This window comes from Lysobacter sp. A289 (assembly GCF_054072675.1).
The window spans coordinates 1,524,675-1,551,006 of record NZ_JBSVRN010000001.1; the positions used below are offsets into that span (position 1 = coordinate 1,524,675).

25 protein-coding genes are annotated in these 26,332 nt (G+C 65.6%); 2 read left to right on the forward strand and 23 right to left on the reverse strand.

Translation table 11 applies throughout. The features are described 5' to 3' along the window. Positions 1-33 precede the first annotated feature (33 nt). From ACW5DN_RS06940 to ACW5DN_RS06975, 8 genes are all read right to left on the reverse strand, one after another. The gene (locus tag ACW5DN_RS06940) at positions 34-1,722 is read right to left on the reverse strand and encodes an acyl-CoA dehydrogenase family protein (protein WP_456961995.1); all 1,689 of its coding nucleotides are present in this window, start codon (positions 1,720-1,722) and stop codon (positions 34-36) included. A gap of 118 nt (positions 1,723-1,840) precedes the next feature. Then, the gene (locus tag ACW5DN_RS06945) at positions 1,841-2,623 is read right to left on the reverse strand and encodes an S-methyl-5'-thioinosine phosphorylase (RefSeq protein ID WP_456961996.1); all 783 of its coding nucleotides are present in this window, start codon (positions 2,621-2,623) and stop codon (positions 1,841-1,843) included. Between the two features lie 3 nt (positions 2,624-2,626). Next, positions 2,627-3,226, reverse strand: a complete 600-nt coding sequence (locus ACW5DN_RS06950) for a hypoxanthine-guanine phosphoribosyltransferase (protein ID WP_456961997.1) — start codon at positions 3,224-3,226, stop codon at positions 2,627-2,629. After that, positions 3,223-4,218: a beta-N-acetylhexosaminidase gene (gene nagZ / locus ACW5DN_RS06955; protein WP_456961998.1), complete on the reverse strand. Its 996-nt coding sequence runs from the start codon at positions 4,216-4,218 to the stop codon at positions 3,223-3,225. The genes ACW5DN_RS06950 and nagZ overlap by 4 nt, the downstream gene beginning before the upstream one ends. A 54-nt stretch (positions 4,219-4,272) precedes the next feature. After that, positions 4,273-4,800 carry a CYTH domain-containing protein gene (locus tag ACW5DN_RS06960; protein ID WP_456961999.1) on the reverse strand — a complete coding sequence of 176 codons (528 nt, stop codon included), beginning with the start codon at positions 4,798-4,800 and terminating at the stop codon, positions 4,273-4,275. Between the two features lie 6 nt (positions 4,801-4,806). Beyond that, positions 4,807-6,144 carry a 23S rRNA (uracil(1939)-C(5))-methyltransferase RlmD gene (gene rlmD, locus ACW5DN_RS06965; RefSeq protein WP_456962000.1) on the reverse strand — a complete coding sequence of 446 codons (1,338 nt, stop codon included), beginning with the start codon at positions 6,142-6,144 and terminating at the stop codon, positions 4,807-4,809. Positions 6,145-6,208: 64 nt separating this feature from the next. Next, positions 6,209-6,826, reverse strand: coding sequence for a DUF1318 domain-containing protein (locus ACW5DN_RS06970; protein WP_456962001.1), 618 nt, complete (start codon positions 6,824-6,826; stop codon positions 6,209-6,211). Between the two features lie 75 nt (positions 6,827-6,901). Then, complete coding sequence (locus ACW5DN_RS06975) at positions 6,902-8,971, reverse strand: hypothetical protein (RefSeq protein ID WP_456962002.1); 2,070 nt, start codon at positions 8,969-8,971, stop codon at positions 6,902-6,904. Positions 8,972-9,026: 55 nt separating this feature from the next. Here ACW5DN_RS06975 and ACW5DN_RS06980 point away from each other — a divergent pair, with 55 nt between their 5' ends. Continuing rightward, complete coding sequence (locus ACW5DN_RS06980) at positions 9,027-9,758, forward strand: Hpt domain-containing response regulator (protein WP_456962003.1); 732 nt, start codon at positions 9,027-9,029, stop codon at positions 9,756-9,758. On the opposite strand, the gene recO is transcribed toward ACW5DN_RS06980, so the two are convergent. The 9 genes from recO to rpoE form a co-directional block, all read right to left on the reverse strand. Further along, positions 9,755-10,483 carry a DNA repair protein RecO gene (gene recO / locus ACW5DN_RS06985; protein WP_456962004.1) on the reverse strand — a complete coding sequence of 243 codons (729 nt, stop codon included), beginning with the start codon at positions 10,481-10,483 and terminating at the stop codon, positions 9,755-9,757. The genes ACW5DN_RS06980 and recO overlap by 4 nt on opposite strands. Positions 10,484-10,516: 33 nt before the next feature. Continuing rightward, positions 10,517-11,422 carry a GTPase Era gene (gene era / locus ACW5DN_RS06990; protein ID WP_456962005.1) on the reverse strand — a complete coding sequence of 302 codons (906 nt, stop codon included), beginning with the start codon at positions 11,420-11,422 and terminating at the stop codon, positions 10,517-10,519. A 50-nt stretch (positions 11,423-11,472) separates the two neighbouring features. Continuing rightward, on the reverse strand, positions 11,473-12,135 hold the full coding sequence (rnc, locus tag ACW5DN_RS06995) for a ribonuclease III (RefSeq protein WP_456962006.1): 663 nt from the start codon (positions 12,133-12,135) through the stop codon (positions 11,473-11,475). 10 nt (positions 12,136-12,145) lie between these two features. Then, the gene (locus tag ACW5DN_RS07000) at positions 12,146-12,526 is read right to left on the reverse strand and encodes a DUF4845 domain-containing protein (protein ID WP_456962007.1); all 381 of its coding nucleotides are present in this window, start codon (positions 12,524-12,526) and stop codon (positions 12,146-12,148) included. 45 nt (positions 12,527-12,571) lie between these two features. Next, positions 12,572-13,357, reverse strand: a complete 786-nt coding sequence (gene lepB / locus ACW5DN_RS07005; protein WP_456962008.1) for a signal peptidase I — start codon at positions 13,355-13,357, stop codon at positions 12,572-12,574. A gap of 23 nt (positions 13,358-13,380) precedes the next feature. Continuing rightward, entirely contained in the window at positions 13,381-15,174 is a 1,794-nt protein-coding gene (gene lepA / locus ACW5DN_RS07010; protein ID WP_456962984.1) for a translation elongation factor 4, read from the reverse strand. A gap of 118 nt (positions 15,175-15,292) precedes the next feature. Next, the gene (locus ACW5DN_RS07015; protein ID WP_456962009.1) at positions 15,293-16,798 is read right to left on the reverse strand and encodes a Do family serine endopeptidase; all 1,506 of its coding nucleotides are present in this window, start codon (positions 16,796-16,798) and stop codon (positions 15,293-15,295) included. A gap of 108 nt (positions 16,799-16,906) precedes the next feature. Continuing rightward, entirely contained in the window at positions 16,907-17,911 is a 1,005-nt protein-coding gene (locus ACW5DN_RS07020; protein WP_456962010.1) for a sigma-E factor negative regulatory protein, read from the reverse strand. Beyond that, positions 17,911-18,516 (reverse strand): RNA polymerase sigma factor RpoE, encoded by a 606-nt coding sequence (rpoE, locus tag ACW5DN_RS07025; RefSeq protein ID WP_456962011.1) that lies wholly within the window; start codon positions 18,514-18,516, stop codon positions 17,911-17,913. The genes ACW5DN_RS07020 and rpoE overlap by 1 nt, the downstream gene beginning before the upstream one ends. Before the next feature lie 221 nt (positions 18,517-18,737). On the opposite strand from rpoE, the gene ACW5DN_RS07030 reads away from it, so the two are divergent. Continuing rightward, positions 18,738-20,807, forward strand: coding sequence for a 3-hydroxyacyl-CoA dehydrogenase NAD-binding domain-containing protein (locus ACW5DN_RS07030; protein WP_456962012.1), 2,070 nt, complete (start codon positions 18,738-18,740; stop codon positions 20,805-20,807). Positions 20,808-20,836: 29 nt separating this feature from the next. On the opposite strand, the gene ACW5DN_RS07035 is transcribed toward ACW5DN_RS07030, so the two are convergent. The 6 genes from ACW5DN_RS07035 to ACW5DN_RS07060 all read right to left on the reverse strand — a co-directional run bounded on the left by ACW5DN_RS07035 (position 20,837) and on the right by ACW5DN_RS07060 (position 26,318). Further along, entirely contained in the window at positions 20,837-21,193 is a 357-nt protein-coding gene (locus ACW5DN_RS07035; RefSeq protein ID WP_456962013.1) for a PilZ domain-containing protein, read from the reverse strand. After that, positions 21,190-22,263: a DNA polymerase III subunit delta' gene (locus ACW5DN_RS07040; protein ID WP_456962014.1), complete on the reverse strand. Its 1,074-nt coding sequence runs from the start codon at positions 22,261-22,263 to the stop codon at positions 21,190-21,192. The genes ACW5DN_RS07035 and ACW5DN_RS07040 overlap by 4 nt, the downstream gene beginning before the upstream one ends. Beyond that, a complete protein-coding gene (gene tmk / locus ACW5DN_RS07045; RefSeq protein ID WP_456962015.1) occupies positions 22,260-22,898 on the reverse strand; it encodes a dTMP kinase in 639 nt (212 codons plus the stop codon). The genes ACW5DN_RS07040 and tmk overlap by 4 nt, the downstream gene beginning before the upstream one ends. Then, positions 22,895-23,977, reverse strand: a complete 1,083-nt coding sequence (gene mltG / locus ACW5DN_RS07050; RefSeq protein WP_456962016.1) for an endolytic transglycosylase MltG — start codon at positions 23,975-23,977, stop codon at positions 22,895-22,897. Before mltG ends, tmk begins: the two co-directional genes overlap by 4 nt. Further along, positions 23,974-24,765, reverse strand: a complete 792-nt coding sequence (pabC, locus tag ACW5DN_RS07055) for an aminodeoxychorismate lyase (RefSeq protein ID WP_456962017.1) — start codon at positions 24,763-24,765, stop codon at positions 23,974-23,976. Before pabC ends, mltG begins: the two co-directional genes overlap by 4 nt. Positions 24,766-24,887: 122 nt before the next feature. Then, positions 24,888-26,318, reverse strand: coding sequence for an aminodeoxychorismate synthase component I (locus tag ACW5DN_RS07060; RefSeq protein ID WP_456962018.1), 1,431 nt, complete (start codon positions 26,316-26,318; stop codon positions 24,888-24,890). Positions 26,319-26,332: the final 14 nt, after the last annotated feature.

Genomic DNA, 26,332 nt, shown 5'->3' on the forward strand with positions numbered 1-26,332 from the left:
CGAGATCGGCATCGAGCACCGCCTGGATGCAGCTCAACCTGACGTACTGACCTCGACCGGTAGCGCGCGCTCGATCAAGCCGTCCAGCGGCAGGCCCGCCGGCAACGTGCCCATCGCCAGTCCGTGCGCACCGCCCAGGCGGCTGCGGCAGAACGCCTCCGCCGCAGGGCTGCCTGCGCGCAGCAGGATGCCGGCTTGCAGGGCCAGCGCCAGCCGCTCGACGAAATGGCGGGCCCCAGCTGGGTCGACGACGACTTCGCCATGCAGCGGCGCGCGCAGGGTGTCGACTGCGGCGGCATGGTCGGGATGGCCATCGCCGGCAAGCTGCAGCTCCGCCCACAACGCAGCGGCGGTTTCCGGCTCACGCGACAACGCACGCAGAACATCCAGGCACTGGATGTTGCCGCTGCCTTCCCAGATCGAATTCAGCGGCGCTTGCCGGTACAACCGCGGCAGGATCGATTCTTCGATATAGCCATTCCCGCCCAGACACTCCTGGGCCTCGTTGACGAACGCCGGGGCGCGCCGGCAGATCCAGTATTTTCCGATCGCCGTGGCCACGCGCGACAGCGCCGCCTCGCCGGGATCGCGCGGCGCCGCATCAACCGCGCGGGCGACCCGCATCGACAACACCAGCGCCGCTTCGGCCTCGATCGCCAGGTCGGCGAGCACGTTGCGCATCAGCGGCTGGTCAATCAGTCGCTGGCCAAAGGCACGTCGATGGCGGCAATGATGGATCGCCTGCGCCAAGGACATGCGCATCTGCGCTGCGCTGCCCAACATGCAGTCCAGGCGGGTCAGCATCACCATTTCCAGGATGGTCGCGATACCGCGGCCTTCCTCGCCGATCCGCCATGCCTGGGCACCGCAGAACTCGACTTCCGCAGACGCGTTGGACCAGTCACCCAGCTTGTCTTTCAGGCGCATCAAGCGGAACGCGTTCTTGCTGCCATCGGCCAACCGGCGCGGCATCAGGAAGCAGCTCAAGCCGCCCGGCGCCTGCGCCAACACCAGAAAGCCGTCGCTCATCGGTGCCGAGAAGAACCATTTGTGTCCGACCAGCCGGTACGTCGGTGCCGCGGACGGCTCGCCGGTATCGGGTAGCGCCATGGCGACGGTGGTGTTGCTGCGCACGTCACTGCCGCCCTGCTTCTCGGTCATGCCCATGCCGATGGTGACGCCGGCCTTGTCGCCGATCGGCAGCTCGCGCGAGTCGTAATGCGGGGCGGCGGCCTTGTCCGCCCATTCCGCCAACGCGGGTTCGCGGCGCAGCACCGCCACCGCAGCGTGGGTCATGGTCAGCGGGCAACTGGTACCGGGCTCGACCTGATGGTGCAGGTAGCTCAACGCGGCGCGCGCGACATGCGCCCCGGGTTGCGGGTCACGCCACGACAAACCGGCGACACCGTGCTCGATCGCGGCCTGCATCAGGGCGTGGTACGCGGGGTGGAACTCCACCCGGTCGATACGATGCCCGAACCGATCGTAGCCACGCAGCCGCGGCCGGTCACGGTGGGCATCGAACGCCCACTCGTACAGGTGGCTGCCGGCCAAGTCTCCGTAGGTGCCCAGCGGCTCCAGGTAAGCGCCGGCGCCTTCCGCCGCAGCGGCCTCACGCAGGACCACGTCCTCACGCCACAGGTCGCGCGGCGCGAACGCCGGCGGCTGGTTCTCGACCTGGTGGGTCTGGTAGGTCGAGCTGTCAAACGATGGCGGCTTCATTGCCGACTCCGGTCACGGCTGAGCCACGAATCTAGCGCACCGCAACCGCCGCTGCCCTGCCATCAGGAAACCCCGCCGCAGCGGGGTCCTTGCAAATCCTGGCCGCGGCCGCCTGCTACTAGCTGTCCAGCAGCTGGCGCAACAGCGCCGGCACGCTGGACGAGGCCCTCGCAACGTTGTCCAGAACATCCTGCAAGGTGATCACCTCGTCGGGATCGGGCCCCGTACCCGCGGCCCAGTTGGCAACGATCGCCAGGCAGGCGTACTCCAGCCCCATCTCGCGCGCCAGGCCGGCTTCGGGCATGCCGGTCATGCCGACCAGGTCACAGCCATCACGCCGCATCCGTGCAATCTCCGCGCGGGTTTCCAGTCGCGGTCCCTGGGTGGCGCCGTAGCAGCCGGCGCCGACCATCTCGATATCCGCGCGCGCCGCGGCGGTGATCAGCAAGCGGCGCAGCGACCGGGTGTAAGGCTCGCCGAAATCGACATGCAGCACCTCGTCGCACCCGCTTCCATCCGCGCTGTCATCGCACAGGCTCGACACCCGGCCCCAGGTGTAGTCGATCAACTGGTCGGGGCAGCCCAGGACTCCGGGCCCAAAGCGCTCGGTGATGCCGCCGACGGTATTGAGCGCCAGCACCCGGCGCGCGCCCAGTGCCTGCACCGCGGCGAGGTTGGCGCGGTAATTGATCCGGTGGGGCGGCAGGGAATGGCCCTCTCCGTGACGGGCCAGGAATGCCACCCGATGGCCGTCCAGGGTACCGACCCGCACCGGCCCCGAGGGGACGCCAAAACGGGTTGCCGGCTGGTGCGATTCAACATCGACAAGCTCGGCCAACCGGTAAAGACCGGTACCACCGATGACGGCAAGTTCGATGGGCTTGTCGACGGGCTTGTCCATGGCTCAATCCTTCAATGCGTAGATGGCCGGCAGGTTGCGGCCTTGCTCGTGGTAATCCATCCCGTAACCAAACACGTAACGGTCCGGCAACTCGATCCCGACATAGTCGGCACGCAGGCCCGGTACGCAGCGGTCGTGGATTTTCACTGCCAGTGCGGCAATCCGCACGTCGGCCGCGCCTTGCTCGCGACACCACGCGGTAATCGCCGCCATGGTGTGGCCCTCGTCGAAAATGTCATCGACCAACAACACCCGGCGACCGCGCAGCGAGGTTGCCGGGCGGTGCTTCCAGGCCAGCTCGCCGCCAGTCATCGCGCCGCGGTAGCGGGTGGCGTGCAGGTAATCGAACTCCAGGTCCAGGCCCAGCGCACCCAGCTCGAACCCCAGTTGCGCGGCAAACGGCATGCCGCCGTGCATCACCGTGAGGTAGACCGGGCGCGCATCGACCGGGTCGATATCGGAATGCTCCGCTCCGCTCAGGCTCGGGTCGGCATAATCCGCGCGTATGGCGACGGCCATGCGTGCGATTGCCCGTTCCAGCGCTTCACGGTCAAACAACAGGTCCGCATTGGCGAGCGCGTCACGCAACAGGGGGGTAGTCATGCCAGCCCTTCCAGGCGGTCCCGATTTCGCTGGTAACGGGCGTCGGCGAGCAGGTTGTCCCAGCCCATCGGGCCGCCGCCAATCAGCCCGCCCAAGGCCATCGTGTTGAGCTTGCGTCCTTCCACCGCCTTCAACGACTCCTCGACCAGTTCAGGGTGACAGACCAGGACCACGTCGCAACCGGCATCCAGGTGCAGGTCGACGCGTTGCTTGACGCCTCCGGCCGAGAACGCGGCGGCCATGCCGATGTCATCGGAGAACACCACCCCGCGGAAGCCCATTTCCTGGCGCAGGATCTCCTCGATCCAGCGCTTCGAATACCCTGCCGGCTCCGGCGCAACCTGCGGATAAACCACGTGCGCCATCATCACCGCGTCGGCCCTGGCTTCGATGCCGGCGACGAAGGGCACCAGATCCGATGCCCGGATTTCGTCCAGCGAGCGCGGGTCGACGGCATCGTCAAAATGGGTGTCTTCAAGCACCGAGCCATGGCCCGGGAAATGCTTGAGCGTCGCCGCCATCCCGGCCTCATGCATGCCGCGCACATAAGCCCTGGTGAACTCGGCGACGATCGTGGGATCTTCGGAAAACGCCCGGTCACCGATCGCACGGTTGCCACGGCCGAGGTCGACCACCGGCGCAAAGCTGAGGTCCACGCCACTGGCCTTGATCTCGCTCGCCATCACCCACGCGTGCTCCCCGGCGAGTTTCAACGCCGCCTCGCGATCGCGCGCGAACAGCCTGCCGAACTCCTGCAAGGACGACAGTGCGCTGTAACCGTCACGGAAGCGTTGTACCCGGCCGCCCTCCTGGTCCACGCAGATCAGTTGCGGGCGTGGAGCGGCCGCGCGGATGGCCTGGGACAGCTCGGCAACTTGTGCCCTGGACGCAAAATTGCGTGTGAACAGGATCACGCCGGCGCAGGCATCGTGCTGCAGCCAGTCGCGCTCTTGCGCGGTCAGTTCGGTGCCGGCAATGCCGATCACGAGCATGGGAAACTCCTGGACAGGTCAAGAAAGGCAATATCGCCATTGTCGCGCAGTTGATCAGCTCTGGTGGGCGCGCAGTTCCGCCTGGCTCCACTGCGTGTACGGTCGATTGGCCAGCGCCAGGTTGTAGTAGCGGACCTCATCGGTGACCTCGGCGCCGAGCCAGGGTGGGTGCGCGAAGGCCTCATCGGCGTGTCCCAGCTCGATCTCGGCCACCACCAGTCCGGTGTTGTCGCCGAGGAATTCATCGACCTCCCACAGGTGACCCTCGAAACGCACGTAATGCCGCCGTTTGTCGATCAGGCCGCCCACGCTCAACGCCAGCAGCGCGCGCCCATCGGCCACCGGGATCGGATACTCGAACTCCTGCCGGGTGTGCCCCGACTGGCGCGACTTGAGGTTGAGCCAGGCCGCGTCGTCGGCAATTCGCACCCGCACCGAAGCCTTCATCGCGCGGCCCGCGCCCGCCTCGTCCATCGCCGCCAGGTCGTTGAGATAACCCTGCGCCATCGGCACCACCTTGTCTGCCGCGCCGCGCCAGCCATCGCCGACGACCAGGAACTTGCGCTCGATTTCAATCGCCATCGGCTGTCAGCCCGGCTCGAACATCGCGATCGACTCGACATGGGCGGTGTGCGGGAACATGTCCATCACCCCCGCCACGCGCAACTTCCAGCCTCGTTGATTGACCAGGTAGTCGGCATCACGCGCCAGCGACGCCGGATGGCAACTCACGTAGACGATCCGCTTGAACTGCTCCAGCGGCAACTGCGTCAGCACGAAATCGGCACCCGAGCGCGGTGGATCCAACAGCAATTTGTCGAAGCCTTCGCGCATCCATGGTTGATCGCCGAGGTCCCTGGCCAGATCCGCGGCGTGGAAGTTGGCATTGCCGATCGCGTTGTGCTCCGCGTTGTCGCGGGCACGCTGGACCAGTCCCGCATCGCCTTCCACCCCCACCACTTCGCGCACGCAGCGCGCCAGCGGCAGGGTGAAGTTGCCCAGCCCGCAGAACAGGTCGAGCACCCGGTCATCCGCTCGCGCGTCCAGCAACTCGATCGCCAGGTCGATCATCTTGCCATTGAGACCGGCGTTGACCTGGATGAAGTCCAAGGGCTGAAACCCGAACTCCAGGTCCGACTGCGGCAGGCGAAAAGCCAGCTTTGGATCCTGCGGCCACAACGGATGCACACTGTCGACCCCACCGGGTTGCAGGAAGATCGCAAACTCGTGCTGCTGGCCGAAGGCGACCAGTGCCGCAAGGTCATCCGCCGTCAACGGGAGCATGTGGCGGATGGTCAGGGCGATGCCGTTGAAGTCCGGCGTGGGGTCGCCGGCGATGAACTCGATCTGCGGGATTTCACGACGGGCCTGCAGGCTGTCGACCAACAGTCCCAGCGCCTCGACCTTCTCGCCAATCGCCGGAATCACGGTGTGGCAATGGGAAATATCGGCAACAAAGCGCCCATCGGTTTCCCGGAACCCCACCAGTGTCTTGCCCTTCTTGTCGACCCTGCGCACCGAGAACCGGCCCTTGCGGCGATAGCCCCAGGCCGCACCGGTCAACGGCTCAAGTACGCGCTCGGGCGTGACGTGACCGATGCGCTGGAAATTTTCCAGCAACACGTTTTGCTTGGCCAGGATCTGCTTGTCCTGGGCCCAGTGCTGCATGGCGCAGCCACCGCAGGTGCCAAAGTGGCTGCATCGCGGTTCAACCCGCTCGGGCGCCGCCTCCAGCACTTCTACCGTCCTGGCCTCGTCGAAGCTGCGATGACGACCCGTCCGGGTTGCCATCACCCGCTCGCCCGGCAACGCACCGGCGATGAAGATCGCCTTGCCGTCCGCAAGATGAGCGACACCGCGGCCGTCGTGGGTGATGCCGTCGATTACGGCCTCAAAGGGGGTTTTATCAATGCGGGCCACAGGCAAGACGCAGGAAACCGGGCCGCGCATTATCGCAGATGCGCCCCGATCGCGCGGCTCGCGGCAATCCCTACTTCTGCTTCCACGCACCGCCGCTTTGGTACCACCAGCCACTGCGTGCGCTGGCGATCCACTGCTTGGCGAACACCTCGCGGATCTGCGACTCCCACTCTGGATGACCGTTGGCGACCGCCACTTCCCGGTACACCGCATTGCGGTCGCGATTGTCTTCCGCCACCGCCTGCTGGACCTTGGCCCGGTCCTTCAACGCCAACTTGGAAGCATCGCGGACCACGATCATGCCGTCGCTCGCAAACCCGAGCGCGCCGGCATCGAAACCCGCGCGCAAGCTGGAGTTGAAGCGTGAGGCCATGCGTGCCTGGATCGCCTGGATCGCCGGCGTCTGGATACTGATGTCCGGTGACTGCGCGCGTGCACTGCCGATGCCGATCAAGGCGTACACGTCAACCTGCGAAGCCAACTGCTTGAGCAAGCCCGCATCCAGCATGGCGCTTGGCCCGCCGTCGCCTTCTTCGACCGGAGTAGAGGGCTGGGATTGATCGCCGATAACTTTCTCGACGAACTGCTTGGCCGCCTCGCGCGCCTCGGCGGCCGGGAAATAGACATTGATCGTGACGCAGGCGGTGATCATCACCGCAGCAACCGGAATTCCCATCCAACGACGCATGAGCTATCTCCTGGGGAAGTCCCCGAATATGGATTCGACGCTACGCTAGTCGACTACACGCTAGTCCACAACACGCTAGTCAACTACCGGCTTCACGTCACCCTTGCCTACCGCGGCGAGGCGTTCGACCAGCGTCGGCCAATCGACCCGGCGGTTGAAGCCCACCACGGTCAATCGCGGCAGGCCCGAGCCACGTACGAGTATAAAGCCCTCGCCCGCTGAACCTATCCCGTCCATCGTGCACACCTCCCGTGACAGCGTGCAGCCGATTCCGATCTTCGAATAGCCGAAGTCGTCGAAGAAGCCGATCAATTGTGATTGCAGCGAGTTCACGAACGACGCGTTGCCGACGCTGGTCAGATCCTGCACGGCGCGTTGGCTGATCCGTTGGCGCACGCCGCGATGGCGGTCAGTGGCAATGCGGGCCGAGAAGGAAACCGCTTGCCAATCCACCAGTCGCAGCTCGGCGATGCTGCCGTCAAGCTTGCCGCTGATGCTGCCAAAGTCGAATGCGCCGGTGAGCGACAGCAGGTCGATGTCATTGAAGGCAATATCGGCCGAGAGTGTCGGCAGTACACCGAACGGACGCTCCATCGACAGGCCGGTTACCGCCACTTCGCCGCCGAACAACTGCACGTTCAGGCCACCATCGAACTGCAAGCGGTCACCGACGTAGCTGGCATGGGGAATGGTCCCGCTCAGCTGGCCAGTGAACGCCGGCCAATCCAGGGCCTCCGACAGCTGCGCGATGTCCAGTGCCTGCAACGCCAGGCCGAAGCGGATATCCAGCTCCCTATCGGCCGCCGGCGGTCGGATCTGCAGGTGATCGAAGTGCGCATTGCCGCCCAGGATGGACAGATCGACCGGTTCCGCCAGGCGCAACGCTCCGGCATCACTGGTGAAGGGCAGCGAGGCCGCGCCGAAGGGAATGCCATGCAACGTGCCACCCCGCCAGCGCAGCTCACTGTCCACCGTGGAAGCGGAGGACAGGCGCAGGTCGCCATCCAGTCCTTGAAAGCCGAATCGGTCGTCCGGGTCGGTCAAGCTCACCTCATGCAGCGACAGTGAAGCCTCGACCAATGCCCCTTCCTCCATCCGCACCCATGCATCGGCGCTGCCGTTCAGCGCCAGCTCTTCCAGCCCCGCCATCCCAAGCCAGCCGCTCAGGTAGCCGTCCCGCAGCGGTGCCAATACCGGTGCGTGGACGCGCGCCTCCAGGGCTTGCAGACCGGCGTCCAGGTCAAACGCCGCCGTGGCGTCGGCCACCAGCAATCCGGGGTCATGCCATTGCAGGCGCGGCAGTTGCCAGCCCTGTCCATCCTGCCGCTGCGCCGCCACCAGCAAGTCGACCTGGCGCTGCTGCAACGCCACATAAGTGGAGCCAAACAGCAGCTCGCCGTCTCCCAGGGTACCGGCGACGTTGACGCGGTCACGGTCACCCAGCAGGGCCTCGACATCCAGCCGCGCCTCCAGCCCTGCCGCGGCAATCGTGCCATCGGGCGTATCAAATCCGGCCGCATGCAGGGCGAGCGGACCGGCGATCCGCAATGGAGCATCATCGGGCGCAGTGATGAGCAACTGGCTGTCGAGGGTGCCGCCGGTGATTCGCGCCGCCTCCCAGGCCTGCGACGCCAGCGCCTGGGCCCAGGCCAACGGCACCTGGACCAGATCGATCCGGGTGGCATCGGGCCGGGCCGCGCTGCGGTGCAGTTCGATCCGTTGATCACCGTCCGACAGCCTGGCATGGGTCGACGCTGCGTCGATTACGACCGATAGCTGCATCACCTTGCCGTGGCCAAGCACCGGGCCGGTGCAGCGCCACCGGTTATTGTCTCCGTCTGCCGCTTCCAAGCGCTGTAGCGGGCAGCGCCAGTCCAGCCCTGTGAACCGATAACCCAGCGCAGGTGACACGGCCTCGCGCACCTGCAAGCGCAGCGCCCCTTGCGGTGCATCGGCTGGCCACGACAGTTCCACCTCCACCCCGCGCAGGTTGGCGACCGCGCTATCGACCCGATCGATGTGCGCGGTGACCGAGCGTGCCTGTGCCGCACCGCTCACCAGCAGCGCCGCCAGCATCAGTCTCGCAAGAACCAGTCTCGCCAGAACCAGCAAGCCCGCAACGCTGGACAAACGGCGCAGTCGCAAGGGTAGTATCGAAAAAACCATCGTCGCAGCATAACCAGCCAAGACAGGGTTCCCGATGAATACGACATCCGACCTGCCCCGCGTCTTGCTGGTGGAGGACGATCCGACCAGCGCCGCCTTCCTCGCCGCTGCCGTGGGCGCGTTGCCGGCCCGGGTGGACTGCACCGGCAACATGGCGGAGGCCTTGGCGCTGGCCAACACGGGCCGGTACGACCTGTGGCTGCTCGATGCCAGCTTGCCCGACGGCACCGGGGCGGCATTGCTCGCCCGGCTGCAGGCCTTGCACCCGGGCATCCCCGGGATCGCCCACACCGCCTCCCGCGAGCCGGCCGTGCTGGAAGCACTTGCGCTGGCAGGCTTCGAGGAGATCCTGGTCAAACCCTTGTCGTCCACCCACCTGCAAGCGGCGGTGCGGCGGGTGCTTGGGCTTGCGGTCGACACCGGGACCGACATCGAAGTGGCCACCGATGCCACCGACAACCCACCGCTATGGGATGACGAGGCCGCCGCCACCGCACTCAATGGCAATCGCCACCACATCGAGACGCTGCGACGGCTTTTCAGCGACGAGCTTCCGTCCGTGCGCCAGCGGGTCATGGCCGCGGCGGGCGCGGGCCAGCTTGACCAACTGCACGACGAGTTGCACAAGCTACGCGCCAGTTGCGGTTTTGTGGGTGCGGCACGCTTGGGCGCGTCGGTGCAGGCATTGCAGCAGGACCCGGAAACCACGGTGGCGATCTCCCGCTTCGATGCCGCGGCGCAAGCCACGCTTGCCGGGTTGCGTTAGCGTCGACCGATCCTTGGCAGGGCCGCCAGCATCTCCCATGACTTCAAGCCACGTGGCCCGAGGTGATGGGCCAGCAGTACCCGCATCACGCGCCGCAGTCCCGGCAGGTCGTCGTCCACGGGCAACTGGTCGGCGGCCAGTGACAACAGTCCACGCCCGGTCGCGGCCTGTCGGCGGTCGTCATGGCCACGATCACTGAGCAGCCGCTGCAGGCCACGCTCAGGGTCGACCCGGTAGCGGGCGGCCGGGTCGATGGGGACGCCATCGCTGTCGCACGTCCAGTCATGGCCGTAGCCCAACGCTTCCAACAGGTCACGCTCGAAGCGCCGCAACGTCCATCCCAGTGGCTCGGTGGCACGCAGTCGCTCGCGGGTGACTGCGTAGGCGAGGAAAAGCCCGGGTTGCGGCTCACCCCGCGGGGTCAATCGCAAGCTCAATTCGTTGAGGTAGAACCCCGCCAGCATCGCCTCGCCGGTCAGGCGCGGCGCGGCATCCAGTGCCTCGGCGCTGCGCAACTGGGCCAGCTCGCCCTGCTGCACGGCATCCAGGGCGATCCATTGCAACGGTTGCAACGCCGCGCGTAATGAATGTTGCCGTGCGCCGCGCACGCCGCGCGCCACCAGCCCCAAACGGCCATGGTTGGCGCTCAGAACCTCGACCAGCAAGCTGGTCTCGCGCCACGCGCGGGCATGCAGGACAAACGCGGGTTCCTTGTTCAGGCGCATGGCCACTCGCAGGTCCCACCGTGGATGATGGTGTCAGTCGTGGTAGCCAAACGCCCGCAGCGCGGCCTCGTCATCCGACCAGCCTTCGCGTACACGGACCCAGGTTTCCAGGAACACTTTCGCCGCGAACAGTTGCTCCATCTGTATCCGCGCCCGGGTGCCGATCTCGCGCAGCCGTTCACCGCCCTTGCCGATCACGATCGCCTTCTGGCCATCGCGCTCGACCCAGATCACCGCACCGATCCGCAGCAGCGGGCCGTCGACGATGAACCGCTCGATTTCCACCGTGGTGGCATACGGCAGCTCCTCGCCGAGTTGGCGCATCAGCTGCTCGCGGACCAGTTCACCGGCCAGGAAGCGTTGGCTCTTGTCGGTAATCTCATCATCGGCATACTGCGCCGCCTGCTCGGGCATCAGCCCCAGCAACTGCTTGACCAGCGGGTCCAGGCCCTTGCGCTTGAGCGCGGAGATCGGATGGATCCCGGCAAAGTCACGTCCTTCCGATACCTGCGCCAGGTAGGGCAACAGGTCGGTCTTGTCCTTCATCCGGTCGATCTGGTTGACCACCAAGATCACCGGCACACCCGCGTGGCGCAGCGCCTGGTAGGCGAAGCTGTCCGACTCTTCCCACTTGCCTGCACGCACCACCAGCATCGCCGCATCCACGCCTTCCAGCGCGCCGCGCGCCGCGCGATTCATCCAGCGATGCATGGCGGTCGCGGTGGATTTACCCTGGTCACGATGCAGGCCGGGGGTATCGACCAACAGCAGTTGGCCGTCGGCAAAGGTGGCAATGCCCAGCAAACGGTGACGGGTGGTTTGTGGCCGGGACGAGACGATGCTCACCTTGGCGCCAACCAAGGCATTGGTCAGGGTGGATTTGCCGACGTTGGGACGGCCAATGACGGCGACGTGGCCGCTGCGGTGCGATGGATTCATGGGGAGATTGTAAAGCCAGACAGGTGAGCGGTCGCCCACCGCCACCCGATTCAGGCCGCCGTGACGGCCGCCAATGCCGCCGTCGCCGCCGCCTGCTCCGCGCCACGACGCGAATTGCCCTCACCTTCGGTCACCAGCATCGGCTGTCCAAGGGTGCAGCTGACCCGGAAGGTCTTGGCGTGATCCTCACCGCTTTCGGCAATCAACTGGTATACCGGCAACGGCTTTTGCCGGCCTTGCAGCCATTCCTGCAGCCGCGTCTTGGCGTCCTTGCCGACCTTGTGCGGCGGCGGCAACGCGTCCATCTGCTCAGCGAACCATGGCATCACCACGGCCCGGCAGGCCTCGAACCCGGCGTCCAGGTAAATGGCCGCGACCAGGGCCTCCACGGCGTCAGCCAGGATCGAATCGCGGCGATGTCCGCCGGACTTCATCTCCCCCGGGCCCAGTGTCAGCCGATCGCCCAGTGCCAGCGCACGCGCAATTGGCGCCAGAGCCGATTCGCGCACCAGTTCGGCGCGCGCGCGGGTCAGCGCGCCCTCGTCGGCTCGTGGCCAACGCAAGTACAGGGCTTCGGCAACAAACAGGTTGACCAGCCCGTCACCGAGGAATTCCAGCCGCTCGTTATGCGGCGCACCGGCACTGCGATGGGTCAGCGCCTGGGACAGCAACTCGGTGCGCGCGAAAACATGGCCAATCCGGTCAGTCACCATCCGGTCCCGGTCAGGGGTTCCCGACGCCGCGCCGCAATTGTTTCTCGGTGCTGAACTTGCCCACCACATCCAGGTTGGCAATCAGCGGCTTGCGCACTTCGTAATCCACCGTGATCAGGTACCCGGAATCCTGGCGCACGATCTTGACGTGCTCGGGCTTCACCGTTTCCGCGTAGCTGATGTACAAACGGCGGAAAAACATGTCCTTGATTTTTGCCGGCGATTGGCTGGCGATGTCCGCTTCGTTCTCCAGGCCAGCCAGGGCCTGCTTGACCGAGTAGTACTCCGAATACATGGGAATCACCTTCATCCCCATGTAGATGAACACACCAGCCACCCCCAAAACGATAATGAACCCCACCAGGGTCATGCCACCTTGCGTACGCTTCATTTCAGTTGCTCCCCTTTTGTTGGTTGCACACCGTGCTGCCGAACCCTACTGGATCGACTGCCCGATGCGCGAGAAATTGATCCCCCCATCGATATTCATCCAGATCAGGAACGCCTTGCCGCGCAGGTTCTCCTCCGGCAGGAATCCCCAGTATCGACTGTCTTCACTATTGTCGCGATTGTCCCCCATCACGAAATACTGACCGGCCGGCACCACCCACTCACCCTGTGCGGGGTCGGTAAATGGCAGGTTGGTGCGCTCCAGCACGAGGTGCGTGCGACCCGGCAATTGTTCACGCAACTCCTCGGCCCCAGTCATCTGGGTGCCCTTGCCATGGCCCTGGTAGCTCCCCAGTGATTCGTACGCGACGGGAGCACCGTTGATATGGACCTGGTTGTCGTAATAGCCGATCCGGTCACCCGGCAGCCCGATCACGCGTTTGATCCAGTCCTGCTCAGGATGATGCGGCGGATGGAACACCACCACGTCGCCACGCTCGGGCTCGCCGGTATCGATGAATTTCTTGTTGATGATCGGCAGGCGCAAGCCGTAGGCGAACTTGTTGACCAGGATGAAGTCGCCGGTCAGCAGGGTCGGCATCATCGAATTGGAGGGTATCCGGAACGGTTCGGCGATGAAGCTTCGCAGCACCAATACCGCCAGTAACACAGGGAAGAACGCCTTCGCATAATCGACATACCACGGCTCGGCATCGTCATCGAGCAGCCCCTGATAGGCGGCCCTGCGCCGAGCCAGTACCAATTTATCGAGCAGCCACACCAAGCCGGACACGACGGTGAACGTCACCAGGGCAATTTCAAACCAACGCATGCGTCTTCCTCAATGTGTTGCGACTATTTGTGGTCGGCTTGCAGTACCGCCAGGAACGCTTCCTGCGGGATCTCGACGTTACCAACCTGCTTCATCCGCTTCTTACCGGCTTTTTGCTTCTCGAGCAGCTTCTTCTTGCGCGAAATGTCGCCACCGTAGCATTTGGCCAGCACGTTCTTGCGCATCGCCTTGACTGTGCTGCGGGCGATGATCTGCGAACCCACTGCCGCCTGGATGGCCACGTCGAACATCTGCCGCGGAATCAGTTCGCGCATTTTCTCGCTGATCTCCCGGCCACGCCGGTCCGCGTGCGCGCGATGGGTAATGATGCTGAGGGCATCGACCTTGTCGCCGTTGATCAGGGTATCCACGCGCACGAACGGGCCGGCCTGGAAACGCAGGAAATGGTAGTCAAGCGATGCGTAGCCACGCGATACGGATTTGAGGCGATCAAAGAAGTCCAGCACCACCTCGCTCATCGGCAACTCGTAGCTGATCTGCACCTGGCTGCCCAGGTAGGTGATGCCGATCTGGTTGCCGCGTTTTTCCTCGCACAAGGTGATCACGTTACCGACGTAATCGGGCGGGGTGAGGATGTTCGCGCGGATGATCGGTTCGCGGACTTCCTCGATCAGGTTGGACGGCGGCAGCTTGGCCGGGTTGTCCAGCGAGACGATCTCGCCATCGGTCCTGAGCACTTCGTAGACCACGGTGGGCGCGGTGCTGATCAGGTTGAGGTCGTACTCGCGTTCCAGCCGCTCCTGGACGATCTCCATGTGCAGCATGCCGAGGAAACCACAGCGGAAGCCAAACCCCATCGCTTCGGAGGATTCGGGCTCGAAGCGCATCGCGGCATCGTTCAGGCGCAGCTTGTCGAGCGCTTCGCGCAGGTCCGGGTAATCGTCCGCATCGACCGGAAACAGGCCCGCGAAAACGCGCGGCTGCATTTCCTGAAAGCCCGGGAGCGGCTTGCTGGCCGGGTCGCTGGCCAGGGTCAGGGTGTCGCCGACCGGGGCGCCGTGCACGTTCTTGATCGAGGCGTTGATCCAGCCTACCTCGCCGGCGCCAAGCTTGGCCGTGTCCTTGCGCTTGGGGGTGAACACGCCGACTTTGTCGACCAGGTGGGTGCGACCGGTCGACATCACCAGGATCTTGCTGCCCGGGGTGATCTCGCCCTGCATCACCCGCACCAGGCTGACCACGCCCAGGTAGTTGTCGAACCACGAGTCGATGATCAGCGCCTGCAGCTTGTCGGTGTCGCGCGGCTGGGGCGGCGGGATGCGGGTGACGATCGCCTCCAGCACTTCCTCGACGTTCAGCCCGGTCTTGGCACTGATCGCGACCGCGTCGCTGGCGTCGATCCCGATCACCGCCTCGATCTCGGCCTTGGCGCGATCGATATCGGCCGTCGGAAGGTCGATCTTGTTGATCACCGGCACCACTTCCAGGCCCTGCTCGACGGCGGTGTAGCAGTTGGCGACCGACTGCGCTTCCACGCCCTGGGCGGCGTCCACCACCAACAGCGCGCCTTCGCAGGCGGCCAGCGAGCGGCTGACCTCGTAGCTGAAGTCAACGTGGCCGGGCGTGTCGATGAAATTGAGCTGGTAGGTCTTGCCGTCACGCGCGGTATACGGCACGGATACCGACTGCGACTTGATGGTGATCCCGCGTTCGCGCTCGATCGGATTGGTGTCGAGCACCTGGGCCTCCATCTCGCGCGAACTCAGGCCGCCGCACATATGGATGATGCGGTCTGCCAGGGTCGACTTGCCGTGGTCGACGTGGGCGATGATGGAGAAATTTCGTATCTGCTGCATGCGGGCGGCAACGGGCTCTGGGCCGGGGGAGGTCAACACGCGATTATCGCATACCCGCGGCGTCCGGCCGTGCGCATGGGGCCGGCCGCCATTGCTGCCATCCCGCCCGATGCAGCACTCAATCCTTGGGCGCCGTCACTGCCTTGAACTGCACGGCGTTGCCGCGCTGGATCAGCAACATCACCGTCTCACCGGGCTTGGTGCCGGCCAGTTCGCGGTTGAATGCCGCGACGCTGCCCACGGCCTTGCGACCGATGGCGGTGACAACGTCTCCGGCCTGCAATCCCGCGGCACGCGCCGACTCGTTATCGACCCCGACCAACAGCACGCCTTCATCGTCCTTCAGGCCGAGCTGCTGCCGTTGCCCCGCCGCCAGGTCGCGTGCCACCAGACCCAGTGGATTGACTCCCGTCGAGGTCGTCGCAGAGGGCGCCCTGGAATTGCCACCCGATGCCGCAGCGGTGGCGAACGACTCGTCCCCGCCAACCACCAGGTCGATCTCGCGCAGCTTGCCGCCGCGGAATATCTCCAGCTTCGCCTTGCTGCCGGGAGCCACCGCGCCTACCAGTGGCGGCAGGTCACTGAAATCGGTCACCTCGGCACCATTGAACGAGCGGATCACGTCCATGGGCTCGATACCGGCCTTGTCGGCGGCGCTGCCGGGCTGGACATTGCTGACCATCGCGCCACGGCTGTCGGGCAAACCAATCGCCTCGGCAGCCACGTTGCTGACCTCCTGGATGTTGACCCCGAGCATGCCGCGACTGACCTTGCCGGTCGCCTTGATCTGCTCGACCGCGCCCATTGCCAGGTCGATCGGGATCGCGAAGCTGACCCCCATGTAGCCACCGGAACGGGAGAATATCTGCGAGTTGATCCCGACCACCTCGCCGGAGGTGTTGAGCAGCGGGCCACCGGAATTGCCCGGGTTGATGGCCACGTCGGTCTGGATGAAGGGCACGTACTGTTGGCCGGAATACTGGTTGGAGCGGCCGACGGCGCTGACGATCCCGGCGGTCACCGAATGATCCAGGCCAAACGGCGAGCCAATCGCCACCACCCATTGGCCTGGTTGCAGTGTCGAGGACTGGCCCGGACGCAGCCAGCGCAGGTTGTCGGCATCGATCTTCAGCAGCGCGATGTCGTATTGCTCGTCGCTGCCGACCACCTCGGCCTGGAACTCACGGCGGTCCGACAAGGTCACGGTGACGGTGTCGGCCCCATCGACCACATGGAAGTTGGTCAGCACGTAGCCATCGTCGGAAATCACGAACCCGCTGCCCAGCGACGTCGCGCCACCGCGTGGGCCGTGCGGTCCACCCGGCGCGCCCGGGAACGGCATCCCGAAGCGACGGAACAGCTCCTCAACGCCATCGGGCAGCCCTTGCTGCGAGCTGCTGCGGCGCGGCGCGGTCTCCGCGCTGATGTTGACCACCGCCGGGCCAACCCGCTTCACCAGTGCGGTGAAATCCGGCAGGCCGCTGACGATCGGCTGTGCGGTTGGCGGCGTGACTGCCTGCGAGGCCGCCACCGCGACCGTCGGCGATTGCTGCGCCGTGCAGGCGATGGGCAAGGCAGCGGCAAGCGTGCCGAGCAAGGCAATGGAACGAAAGGGACGGTTCATGGAATCGACCTGAAGTTGCGAGGAAGGGTATGTGCGGAGTCGTGGGTGACCGGCTCGACGGCGGTGTCGGCGGCGGCAGTCACGCGCAGGGTCACGGCCACGCTCAGGTCACGGCAAATCGGTGGCCTGCGGCCAACTCGATCGCGAGGCGGCCCCGTCATCGTGCAACGCCTGCGGCTCGAACGGATAAAACGACGGCGATGGCTGCTCGGTAACGCTGTCACCGTCGTAGCTGGCCGTCAGGGTTCCGCCGGCAATCGGGTAATCGGGTAACGCCGCACGCGGCCAAGGCCGCGACGCAATCTCGCCGCGAGGCTGGAACGGGTGCACCGACGAGCCGGCCGCATCTGCCACGGCCATCGTGGGCATCACCGGCGGTGAGGCTGGCGTGGCCGACGCGGCGGCAAGCACTTGCATCGGTGCCTCGCGCTTCACACCACGCAAAGCGGCGCGCTGGGATTGTCCGCGCGAACGACGCTCACTGGCACGCCGCGGCAGTTCGGCAACCGCGATGGCGGTCGCGGCTGCGGCGGTTGCCGGAGCACCTCCGGTGGAGGTCGTGGGTTCGAGAGTCCCGGTTTGTGGCAACGGCGCTTGCGGCACGCTGGCGACTTGCAGCGTGGGTGCCTGCAGCGTCGGTGCAGGAACCACGCCGTCCGCCGTGGCAGTGGCTGAACCGCCCGCTGCCCCGCTGGAGGTGACCTGCTGGGCCGATGTTTCCAGCATCGGAGCGGCGGTCTGGGTCAACGGACGCACGACGAACAACGCCGCCATCGCGACCGAGGCGGCCAGCGCCGCGCCGCCGATCCAGCGTCGACGAGCCGTGGCCACGGCCCCCGAGGCGACGGAATGCGTCGACGCTGCGGGCATGGCTTCCCGCGATTCACGCGCCACCGCTGCCATCACCCGCGCTGCGAAGTCCGGCGGCGCCAGGTCACCTGTGTTTCCACGCAAGACATCACCGGCCAGCTGCCAGTGACCGCAGGTCCGCCGCCACTGCGCATCGTGCCCAAGTCGCTTCAGCGCGAAACGCGCCGTGTCGCCCTCCAACTGTCCATCAAACAGCGCGCTGAGGGTCTCGCGATCGGCATCATGGATTGGACTATTCGGCATCACTGTTTCCGCTCCGGGGAGTCGTGGTCCTGGTCAAGCAGGGGGCGCAGTTCGATATCGATCGCTTCGCGGGCACGAAAAATCCGCGAGCGCACGGTTCCAATTGGACACTCCATTTTCTGTGCGATCTCGTCGTAGCTCAGGCCATCGACCTCGCGCAGGCTGATCGCCACACGCAGGTCTTCCGGCAATCCTTCGACCACGCGCATCACCGTTTGTTCCACCTGGTGGCGCATCAGTTCGCGTTCCGGGGTGTCGTTGTCACGCAGGCGGACACCAACATCGAATTGCTCGGCATCGCCAGCGTCAATGTCATCGGTCGGCGGGCGACGTTTTTGCGCAACCAGGTGGTTCTTGGCGGTATTCACGGCGATACGGTGCAACCATGTGTAGAACTGCGCATCGCCACGAAAATTCGGCATCGCACGATAAGCGCGCATGAATGCATCCTGGGCGACGTCCTGGCATTCACTCCAGTCAGAGATGTAGCGGCCGATCAACGCCACGATCCGATGCTGGTACTTGAGCACCAATGCATCGAACGCAGTGCTGTCGCCCTGCTGCACACGCCTGACCAGTTCCTGGTCCAGATCATTTTCGGCCATACCGCGCGCCGGCACTCCTGTCAGCTCGGCCATGGCCAAGCAATGAGACAACCCTGTCGGGACGAAAGTTCAATTACCACAACGATTGGGGCGCCATGGCACGACCGCAACCATCATCGGCCCATTGGTGTCCAAGCTGTGTCGACGTTGCCCTATTTGACGCAGGTCAAACAACCTCGGGATGATAGCGGCTTGATCCATACTTGAACGGATGGTGCCGCATGGCCCCTCATGACACCGCAGTGCCGACATTCGCCGGTTTGCGCGTCCAGCACTGGCACGCAGAAGTACGCCCCGATGGCGTCCTGGTGTTGGCGCTCGACCGTGCCGGCGAAGCCGTCAACTCGCTATCGCAGGACGTGCTGATCGAGTTGGACTCGCTGGTGGAGCGGCTGGCCAGCGATCCGCCCAAGGGCGTGGTATTTCGCTCGGCCAAGGACAGCGGTTTCATCGCCGGCGCCGACATCAAGGAGTTCCGGAGCTTCGACGAGCAAGGCAATGTCGCCGGCGCACTCAAGCGTGGCCAGCAGGTGTTCCAGCGCGTGGCCGGGTTGCCCTGCCCTACCGCCGCGGCGATCCACGGCTTCTGCATGGGCGGTGGCACCGAGCTGGCCCTGGCTTGCGACTACCGTGTCGCCAGCAAGGATCCCTCGACCCGGATCGGCCTGCCCGAGGTCAAACTCGGCATCTATCCGGGCTGGGGCGGCAGCGTGCGATTGCCAAAATTGATCGGCGCGCCGGCGGCGTTCGACATGATGCTGACCGGACGCACCTTGTCGGCCTCGGCGGCACGCGCGAACGGGCTCATCGACAAGACCACGGACAAGGCGACGCTGGTCGATGCAGCCGCCACGTTGGTGCTGCGCGGTGGCAAGCGCCCGCTCAAGCAACGCGCCATGGGCTGGCTGAGCAACACCTGGCCGGCGCGCCAGGTGATGGCGCCGATGCTGCTCAAGCAGGTCGCGCGCAAGGCCCGCAAGGAGCATTACCCGGCGCCGTACGCATTGATCAACACATGGAAGACCACCGGCGGCGGAATCGAGGCGCGGCTGGCTGGCGAGCGCAAATCGGTCGCCAAGCTCGCTTCGACACCGACCGCGCGCAACCTGATCCGGGTGTTCTTCCTGCAGGAGCGGTTGAAATCCGCCGGCGGCGGAGACCACGGCATCAACCACGTGCACGTGATCGGCGCCGGAGTGATGGGCGGCGACATCGCGGCATGGTCGGCCTACAAGGGCTTCCAGGTCACCCTCAACGATCGTGAGCAACGCTACATCGACACCGCGATGGAGCGCGCCGGCAAGCTGTTCGCCAAGAAGGTCAAGGACGAGACCCAGCGGCCGGCCGTGGCAGCGCGACTGAAAGGCGATCTTGCCGGCGACGGTGCGGGCAAGGCGGACCTGGTGATCGAGGCGATCATCGAGCAACCGGCCGCCAAGCGCGAGCTGTACGCGGCGGTGGAGCCGCAAATGAAGCCCGATGCGTTGCTGGTCACCAACACCTCGTCGATTCCGCTGCTTGAGTTGCGCGATGGGATCCAGCGCCCGGCGCAGTTCGCCGGACTGCACTACTTCAACCCGGTGGCACTGATGCCGCTGGTCGAAATCGTGCTCCACGACGGGCTGTCCCCGGAAGCGCGGCAACGCCTGGCCGCCTTCTGCAAGGCGATTGGCAAGCTGCCGGTCCCGGTGGCCGGAACCCCGGGATTCCTGGTCAACCGGGTGCTGTTCCCATACATGCTGGAAGCGGTCACCGCCTACGCGGAAGGCATTCCCGGCAAGGCGATCGACAAGGCAGCGGAGAAGTTCGGCATGCCGATGGGACCGATCGAACTGGTCGACACGGTCGGTCTGGACGTCGCGGCCGGGGTCGGCGCGGAGCTGTCGCCATTCCTCGGCCTGCAGGTTCCCGACGCGCTCGCCACCCAGGCCGAGCCGGGCAAGCGCGGCAAGAAGGATGGGCAGGGGCTGTACAAGTGGGAGGACGGCAAGGCGATCAAGCCGGAATTGCCCGAGAATTACGAAGCGCCCGCCGACATCGAGGATCGCCTGATCCTGCCGATGCTCAACGAGGCGGTCGCCTGCCTGCACGACGGAGTCGTTGCCGATGCCGACCTGCTGGATGCCGGGGTGATCTTCGGTACCGGGTTCGCGCCGTTCCGGGGTGGCCCGATCCAGTACATCCGCGAGACCGGCGCGGACGCGTTGCTGGAGCGCCTCAAGCAGCTGCAAGCCCGACACGGCGATCGATTTGCACCGCGACCGGGCTGGGACTCCGCCGCGTTGCGATGAGTCTTGCACCGCTGACACGGTGCGACCGACTACATGGTGTGGGTCGCGCGCTCCGCCTCCAGGCTGCCTGCCAGGAGCGCGTCGATCTTGCCCTTCAGGCTTTCGCCTTCGGCGGTATCGGCAAACTGGATGCCGATGCCGGACGGGCGATTACCCTGGGCGCCGGCAGGCGTTACCCAGATGACCTTGCCGGCCACCGGCAGGCGCTCGCCGGACTCGGGCAGGGTCAACAGCAGGAACACCTCGTCACCGAGGAAATAACGCTTCGCCGTCGGTACGAAGATGCCGCCATGGCGGATATAGGGCATGTAGGCGTTGTATAGCGCCGCCTTGTCCTTTACTGCCAGGGTCACGATGCCCTGGCTCGCCCCACCTGCTCCACTCATGACGCTTTCCCCTGCATAGTGCTGTCCCCACGTTTCCCGGCGGCCCGGCGTGCTTGTGCGACGCGCCAGGCCATCAACAACTCAACCACCACCAGATCGGCACGAACCGTCGTACGCAACAGTCCGCGTGCGCGATTGGCGCGGTCAAACCATGTTGCCAGACTGCGCGTGCCCATCGGGTCGGTCAAGCCATCGGCTTGCCTGGCCATCGTCAGGGCCAGGTCGGCGGCGAAGCTCAGGCGCTGATCTGCATCGCCGTCCGCCACCCAGCGCTGCGCGGTCTCGACGACGGCCAGTTGACCACGGGCCACCTGCTCCAGGTCGCTTGCCACCTGACGCCGCAAATCCAGACCGTCTCCCTGCAGCCATTCGTGGGCCAGACCCGGATGGCCGCGGGCCGCAGCAAGCGCCTCGGCGGCCTTGACCTGTGCGTGACCCTGTTGCTGCAACCAGGCCAGGGCTTCACTTTGCGGTGGCAGGCGGAACTCAAGCTTCTGGCAACGACTGCGAATGGTCGCCGACAGCCGCGAGGGATTGGCGCTGACCAACCACAGATAGCGGCCAGGAACCGGTTCCTCCAGCGTCTTGAGCAGGGCATTGGCACCGGCATGGTTGATCGCATCGGCCGGCTCGATGATCGCGATCTTGACCTCGCCATAGTGCGGGCTCAGGGCCATCCGCTCGGAGAGCTTGCGCATCTGTTCGATCACGATCTCGGAACGCGACTTGGGCTTGGGCTTCGCCTTGTCATTGATGCCGTAGCTGATCTGCGAGAAGTCCGGATGGCCGGTATGTCCTCCAGGATGCGCCAACGAGCCATCGGGACGCAGCTCGACCGGATCGGTTTGCGAACGTACCGCAAACAGACGGCAGCTGCGGCACGCCTCGCAAGGCTCGCCACCGGCCGCGCGATCCAGGCACAACAAGCGCTTGGCGAGACGCTCGGCCACCGCCAGCTTGCCCAGCCGGGCCGGGCCACAGAACAGCAGGCCATGACCGAGGCGGCCGGCATCAATCGCGCTGGCGGCGTGATCGTAGACGCTCTGTTGCCACGGCGCGAACCCACTCATGCCAATGCGGCCTGGTAGGCACGCAGGTGGGCAATCGCTTCGCTCGCCACGGCGGCGGGGGACTGGCTGGCGTCGATCACCCGGAACCGCGACGGGTCGGCCGCGGCGCGTGCCAGGTAGGCACCGCGCACGCGCTCGAAGAAATCGTCGGCCTCACCTTCGATCCGGTCGCTGTTTCCTCGCCCGCGCACACGTTGCAGGCCGAGTTGGACCGGCACATCGAGCAGCAGGGTCAGGCCCGGGACGATGCCCACCACGCGCCGCTCCAGCTCGGTGATGAAATCCGGGTCGCCGCCGCGTGCCGCCCCCTGATAGGCATAGCTGGCATCGGTAAATCGGTCGCTGATCACCCATGCGCCGCGCTGCAGCGCCGGCAGGACCAGCTGGCGGACATGTTGCGAGCGCGCGGCGAACATCAGCAACAACTCGGTTTCCGGCGCGTGCGGCTCATCGCCGCTGCGCAACAGCAAGTCGCGGATCTGCTCGGCCATCGGCGTGCCCCCCGGCTCGCGGGTGCATACGACCGACGCTCCCGATACCCGCAACGCCTCGGCCAGCGCAGCCATCACAGTCGACTTGCCGGCGCCCTCGCCGCCTTCCAGGCTCAACAATCGCGGTTGCACCAGCAGGCTCATGGGGTCGGGCTCGCGTCCTGCGCTTGGCGCATGCGCTGGCGGTAGTTGTGCAGGTACTTGCGCACGTTGGCCTGGTGTTCGGCCAGCGACTTGCCAAACAGGTGGCGGCCGCTGCCATCGCCGACGGCAACGAAATACAACGCATCGCCCGATACCGGATGGGCGACCGCCTGCAGCGCATCCACGCCGGGCATTGCAATCGGAGTCGGTGGCAGTCCGCTGCGGGTGTAGGTGTTGTACGGGGTGTCGGTAGTCAGGTCGCTGCGACGGATATTGCCGTCGTAGTCGGCACCCATGCCATAGATGACGGTGGGATCGGTCTGCAACTTCATGCCGATTTTCAGTCGGCGCTCGAACACTCCGGCAATCTGCGGGCGCTCGGATGCGATCCCGGTTTCCTTCTCCACGATCGACGCCATGATCAGCATCTCATAGGGACTTTCCAGGCCGATCTCGGGGTCGCGCGCTTCCCACGCGGCAGCCAATGCCTGATCCATCGCATCGTGGGCGCGGCGCAACAGGTCCAGGTCGCTGTCACCGCGACTGTACAGGTAGGTCTCGGGCAGGAACCGGCCTTCCGGATGCTCGTCGTGGTAATTCAGCGCCTCCATCAGCGCGGCGGCATCGAGGCCGGTTGCAGCGTGCTCCAGTGGCTCCGCGCTGGCCAATGCCGCCCGCAGCTCGCGGATGTTCCAGCCCTCCACGATCGTGAAGCGATGCTGGATGATGTCGCCCCGTCCCATCGCGATCAGCAACTCCTGCGGCGAGATGCCCGGGTCGAGGGCGTACTCGCCCACATGCAGCGTGGACGCGGCACCGAGTTGGCGTGCCAGCAGGCGCCATTCGTACTCGCCGCCTTCGCGGACGCCCGCCTGGCGCAGCTTGGCCACCACGACCGGCAGCGAATCACCACGATCGATGACCACGCTGTCGCCCTCCTGCAGGCCGGCAATCGGCGTCGTGGCGAAGGCGGTGTAGCGTTGCCATGCCCAGAATCCCGCGACCGCCGCGACGATCAGCGACAGCACCAGTATCAACAGCAAAAACGCACCAAAACGATGCTTGCGGGAACGACTCACGACACCTCCGTGCCTGTCGGCTTGGCGAATGCGGGATGCTCGGCGGCGAGACGATCCTGCCACTGGGCCACCATCGGGTGTGGCTGCCATCCGCGCTCGCCCAACCGGACGACAGGCAGGATACCCCGCACCGCGTTGGTCAGGACGATCGCATCGGCAGTTTCGACATCAGCCGGCGACAACCTGGCCTGCCGGATTGGAAAACGCTCCAGCAACCACTGGCGACACACGCCTGCAACGCCGCAGCGATCCACTTCCGGCGTACTCCAGTGATCACCGTGCAGTACAAACAGGTTCGCCGCCGTAGCGCAAACCACATCGCCCTCCATGCTGCACATCAGGCCCTCGTCGGCGGCGACGACGTCGTTCCATTCACTGCGTGCGAGCACCTGTTCGAGCCGGTTGCAATGTTTGATTCCGGCCAATGCCGGCTGTATCGACAGCCGGATATCGCACCAGCGCAGGGTCAGGCCCGGCGTCGGTGCCGGTGCTGGCAAAGGGTGTAGCGACAGCATCCAGTTTGCCTGCGGGTGGGTCGGTGGCGCGTATCCACGGCCGCCACTGCCGCGGCTGAGCAGCAGCTTCAACACGCCGTCGGCGCCATCAAGCAAGCGCTCGGCCTGGTCGCGAACCTGCGCCGCCGGCGGCGTGGGTATCTGCAGGCAGCGTGCGCCACGCTCCAGCCGGGCCCAATGCATGTCCCACCACGGCAAGCTGCCACGATGGGCGCGAAGGGTCTCGAACAGGCCATCGCCATAGATCAGCGCACGGTCGTCTGCACGGATCATCTCCACGCGCCGGGTGCCGCTGAACAATCGCGTCGTCTCATCGTGCGGCTCAGCCGCTCCACCACCCTGACCTGACGATCCTCCGCGGCCACTGTCAATCGTGCCCGGGCCCGTCGTTCGCATCATTGCCGGGTACCACTACAACTGTCATCGCCAAACCCGAGCGCGCGCAGCATTCCACGCGCCTTGGCACGGGTCTCGTCCAACTCCCGGACCGGATCGGAATCAACCACGATCCCGGCGCCGGTGCGAAAGCGCAACATGTCCATCTCGATCTCCGCGCTACGGATCAGGATATTGAGGTCCAGGTCGCCGTCCCGGTTAAGCCAGCCCATTGCGCCGGTATAGCTGCCGCGGCCCTGGCCTTCGAGCTCGGCGATGACCTGCATGCAACGCACCTTCGGGCAGCCGGTGATGGTTCCGCCCGGAAACACGGCGCGGATGACCTCGCCTGGAGTCACTGTCTCACGCAAGCGACCGCGCACGTTGCTGACGATGTGGTGGACGTGGGCATAGCTCTCGACCACCATCAACTCGTCGACCTCCACGCTGCCGGGCACACAGACCCGGCCAAGATCGTTGCGTTCCAGGTCGATCAACATCACATGCTCCGCACGCTCCTTGGGGTGCGCGATCAACTCGCTGATCCGGGCGCTGTCGTCGTCACCCGCTACCCGCGCGCAGGTACCGGCGATGGGACGGGTTTCGACCATGCCGCCGCGCACCGACACCAGTCGCTCCGGCGAAGCGCTGACCACGGACCAGTCACCGGCACCGCCGCATGAAGTCGCACCCGCATCCGCATCGGCGCCAACGCCAGCACCCGAGAAGATGCCGGCGAACGGTGCCGGATTATTCTTGCGCAGTCGCTGGAAAAGCGCCGCCGGATCCACCGGCGCATCAAAGTACGCGCACCAACCACGCGAGACATTGGCTTGGAACACATCACCCGCAACGAGGTAGTCAAGCACCCGGGCGACGCCGTCGAGATACCGCTGTGGCGGATCCTCCCGAATCGATGATGGGGGTTGCCACGCGAACATCGGTGCCTGTCCGGCCAGGGAAGCCAGATCGATCACGATAGTTTCAAGCAAGCCCCCACATTCCGGCTCGGCCAATGCGAAGCAGTCGCCGGTGACGTGATCACGCAATATTGCGGCCGGGCAACGAATCGCCACTGCCACGGGCAAGCCACCCGGCGCGGGCGGCAGCTTCAGCACCGGCTCGATCTGGGCCGCCAGCTCATAACCCAGCAACAGTGCCCAGCCGCCACGGAAGGGCCAACGGGTGCGTTCGGGCTCGACCCGTTCCGCTTGCCAAGCGTTGTCCAGTGCCTGCAGGAAGTCATCGCCGACCACGACACCGCGCTGGTCGCGAACCAGCCCATCGGGATCAAGCTGCAACGATTCACCATTGGCAGCCAGCAACACATCCCAACGCCCCTGGACGGTGCCGGCGGCACTGGACTCCAGCAACAGCGGGTAGCGCGAGGGTGCATGCCGATGCAGATCCAGCAGGTCAACCGGGGAAGCCAGCGGGTACGTCAGGGCCATGTTGATCGTTGATT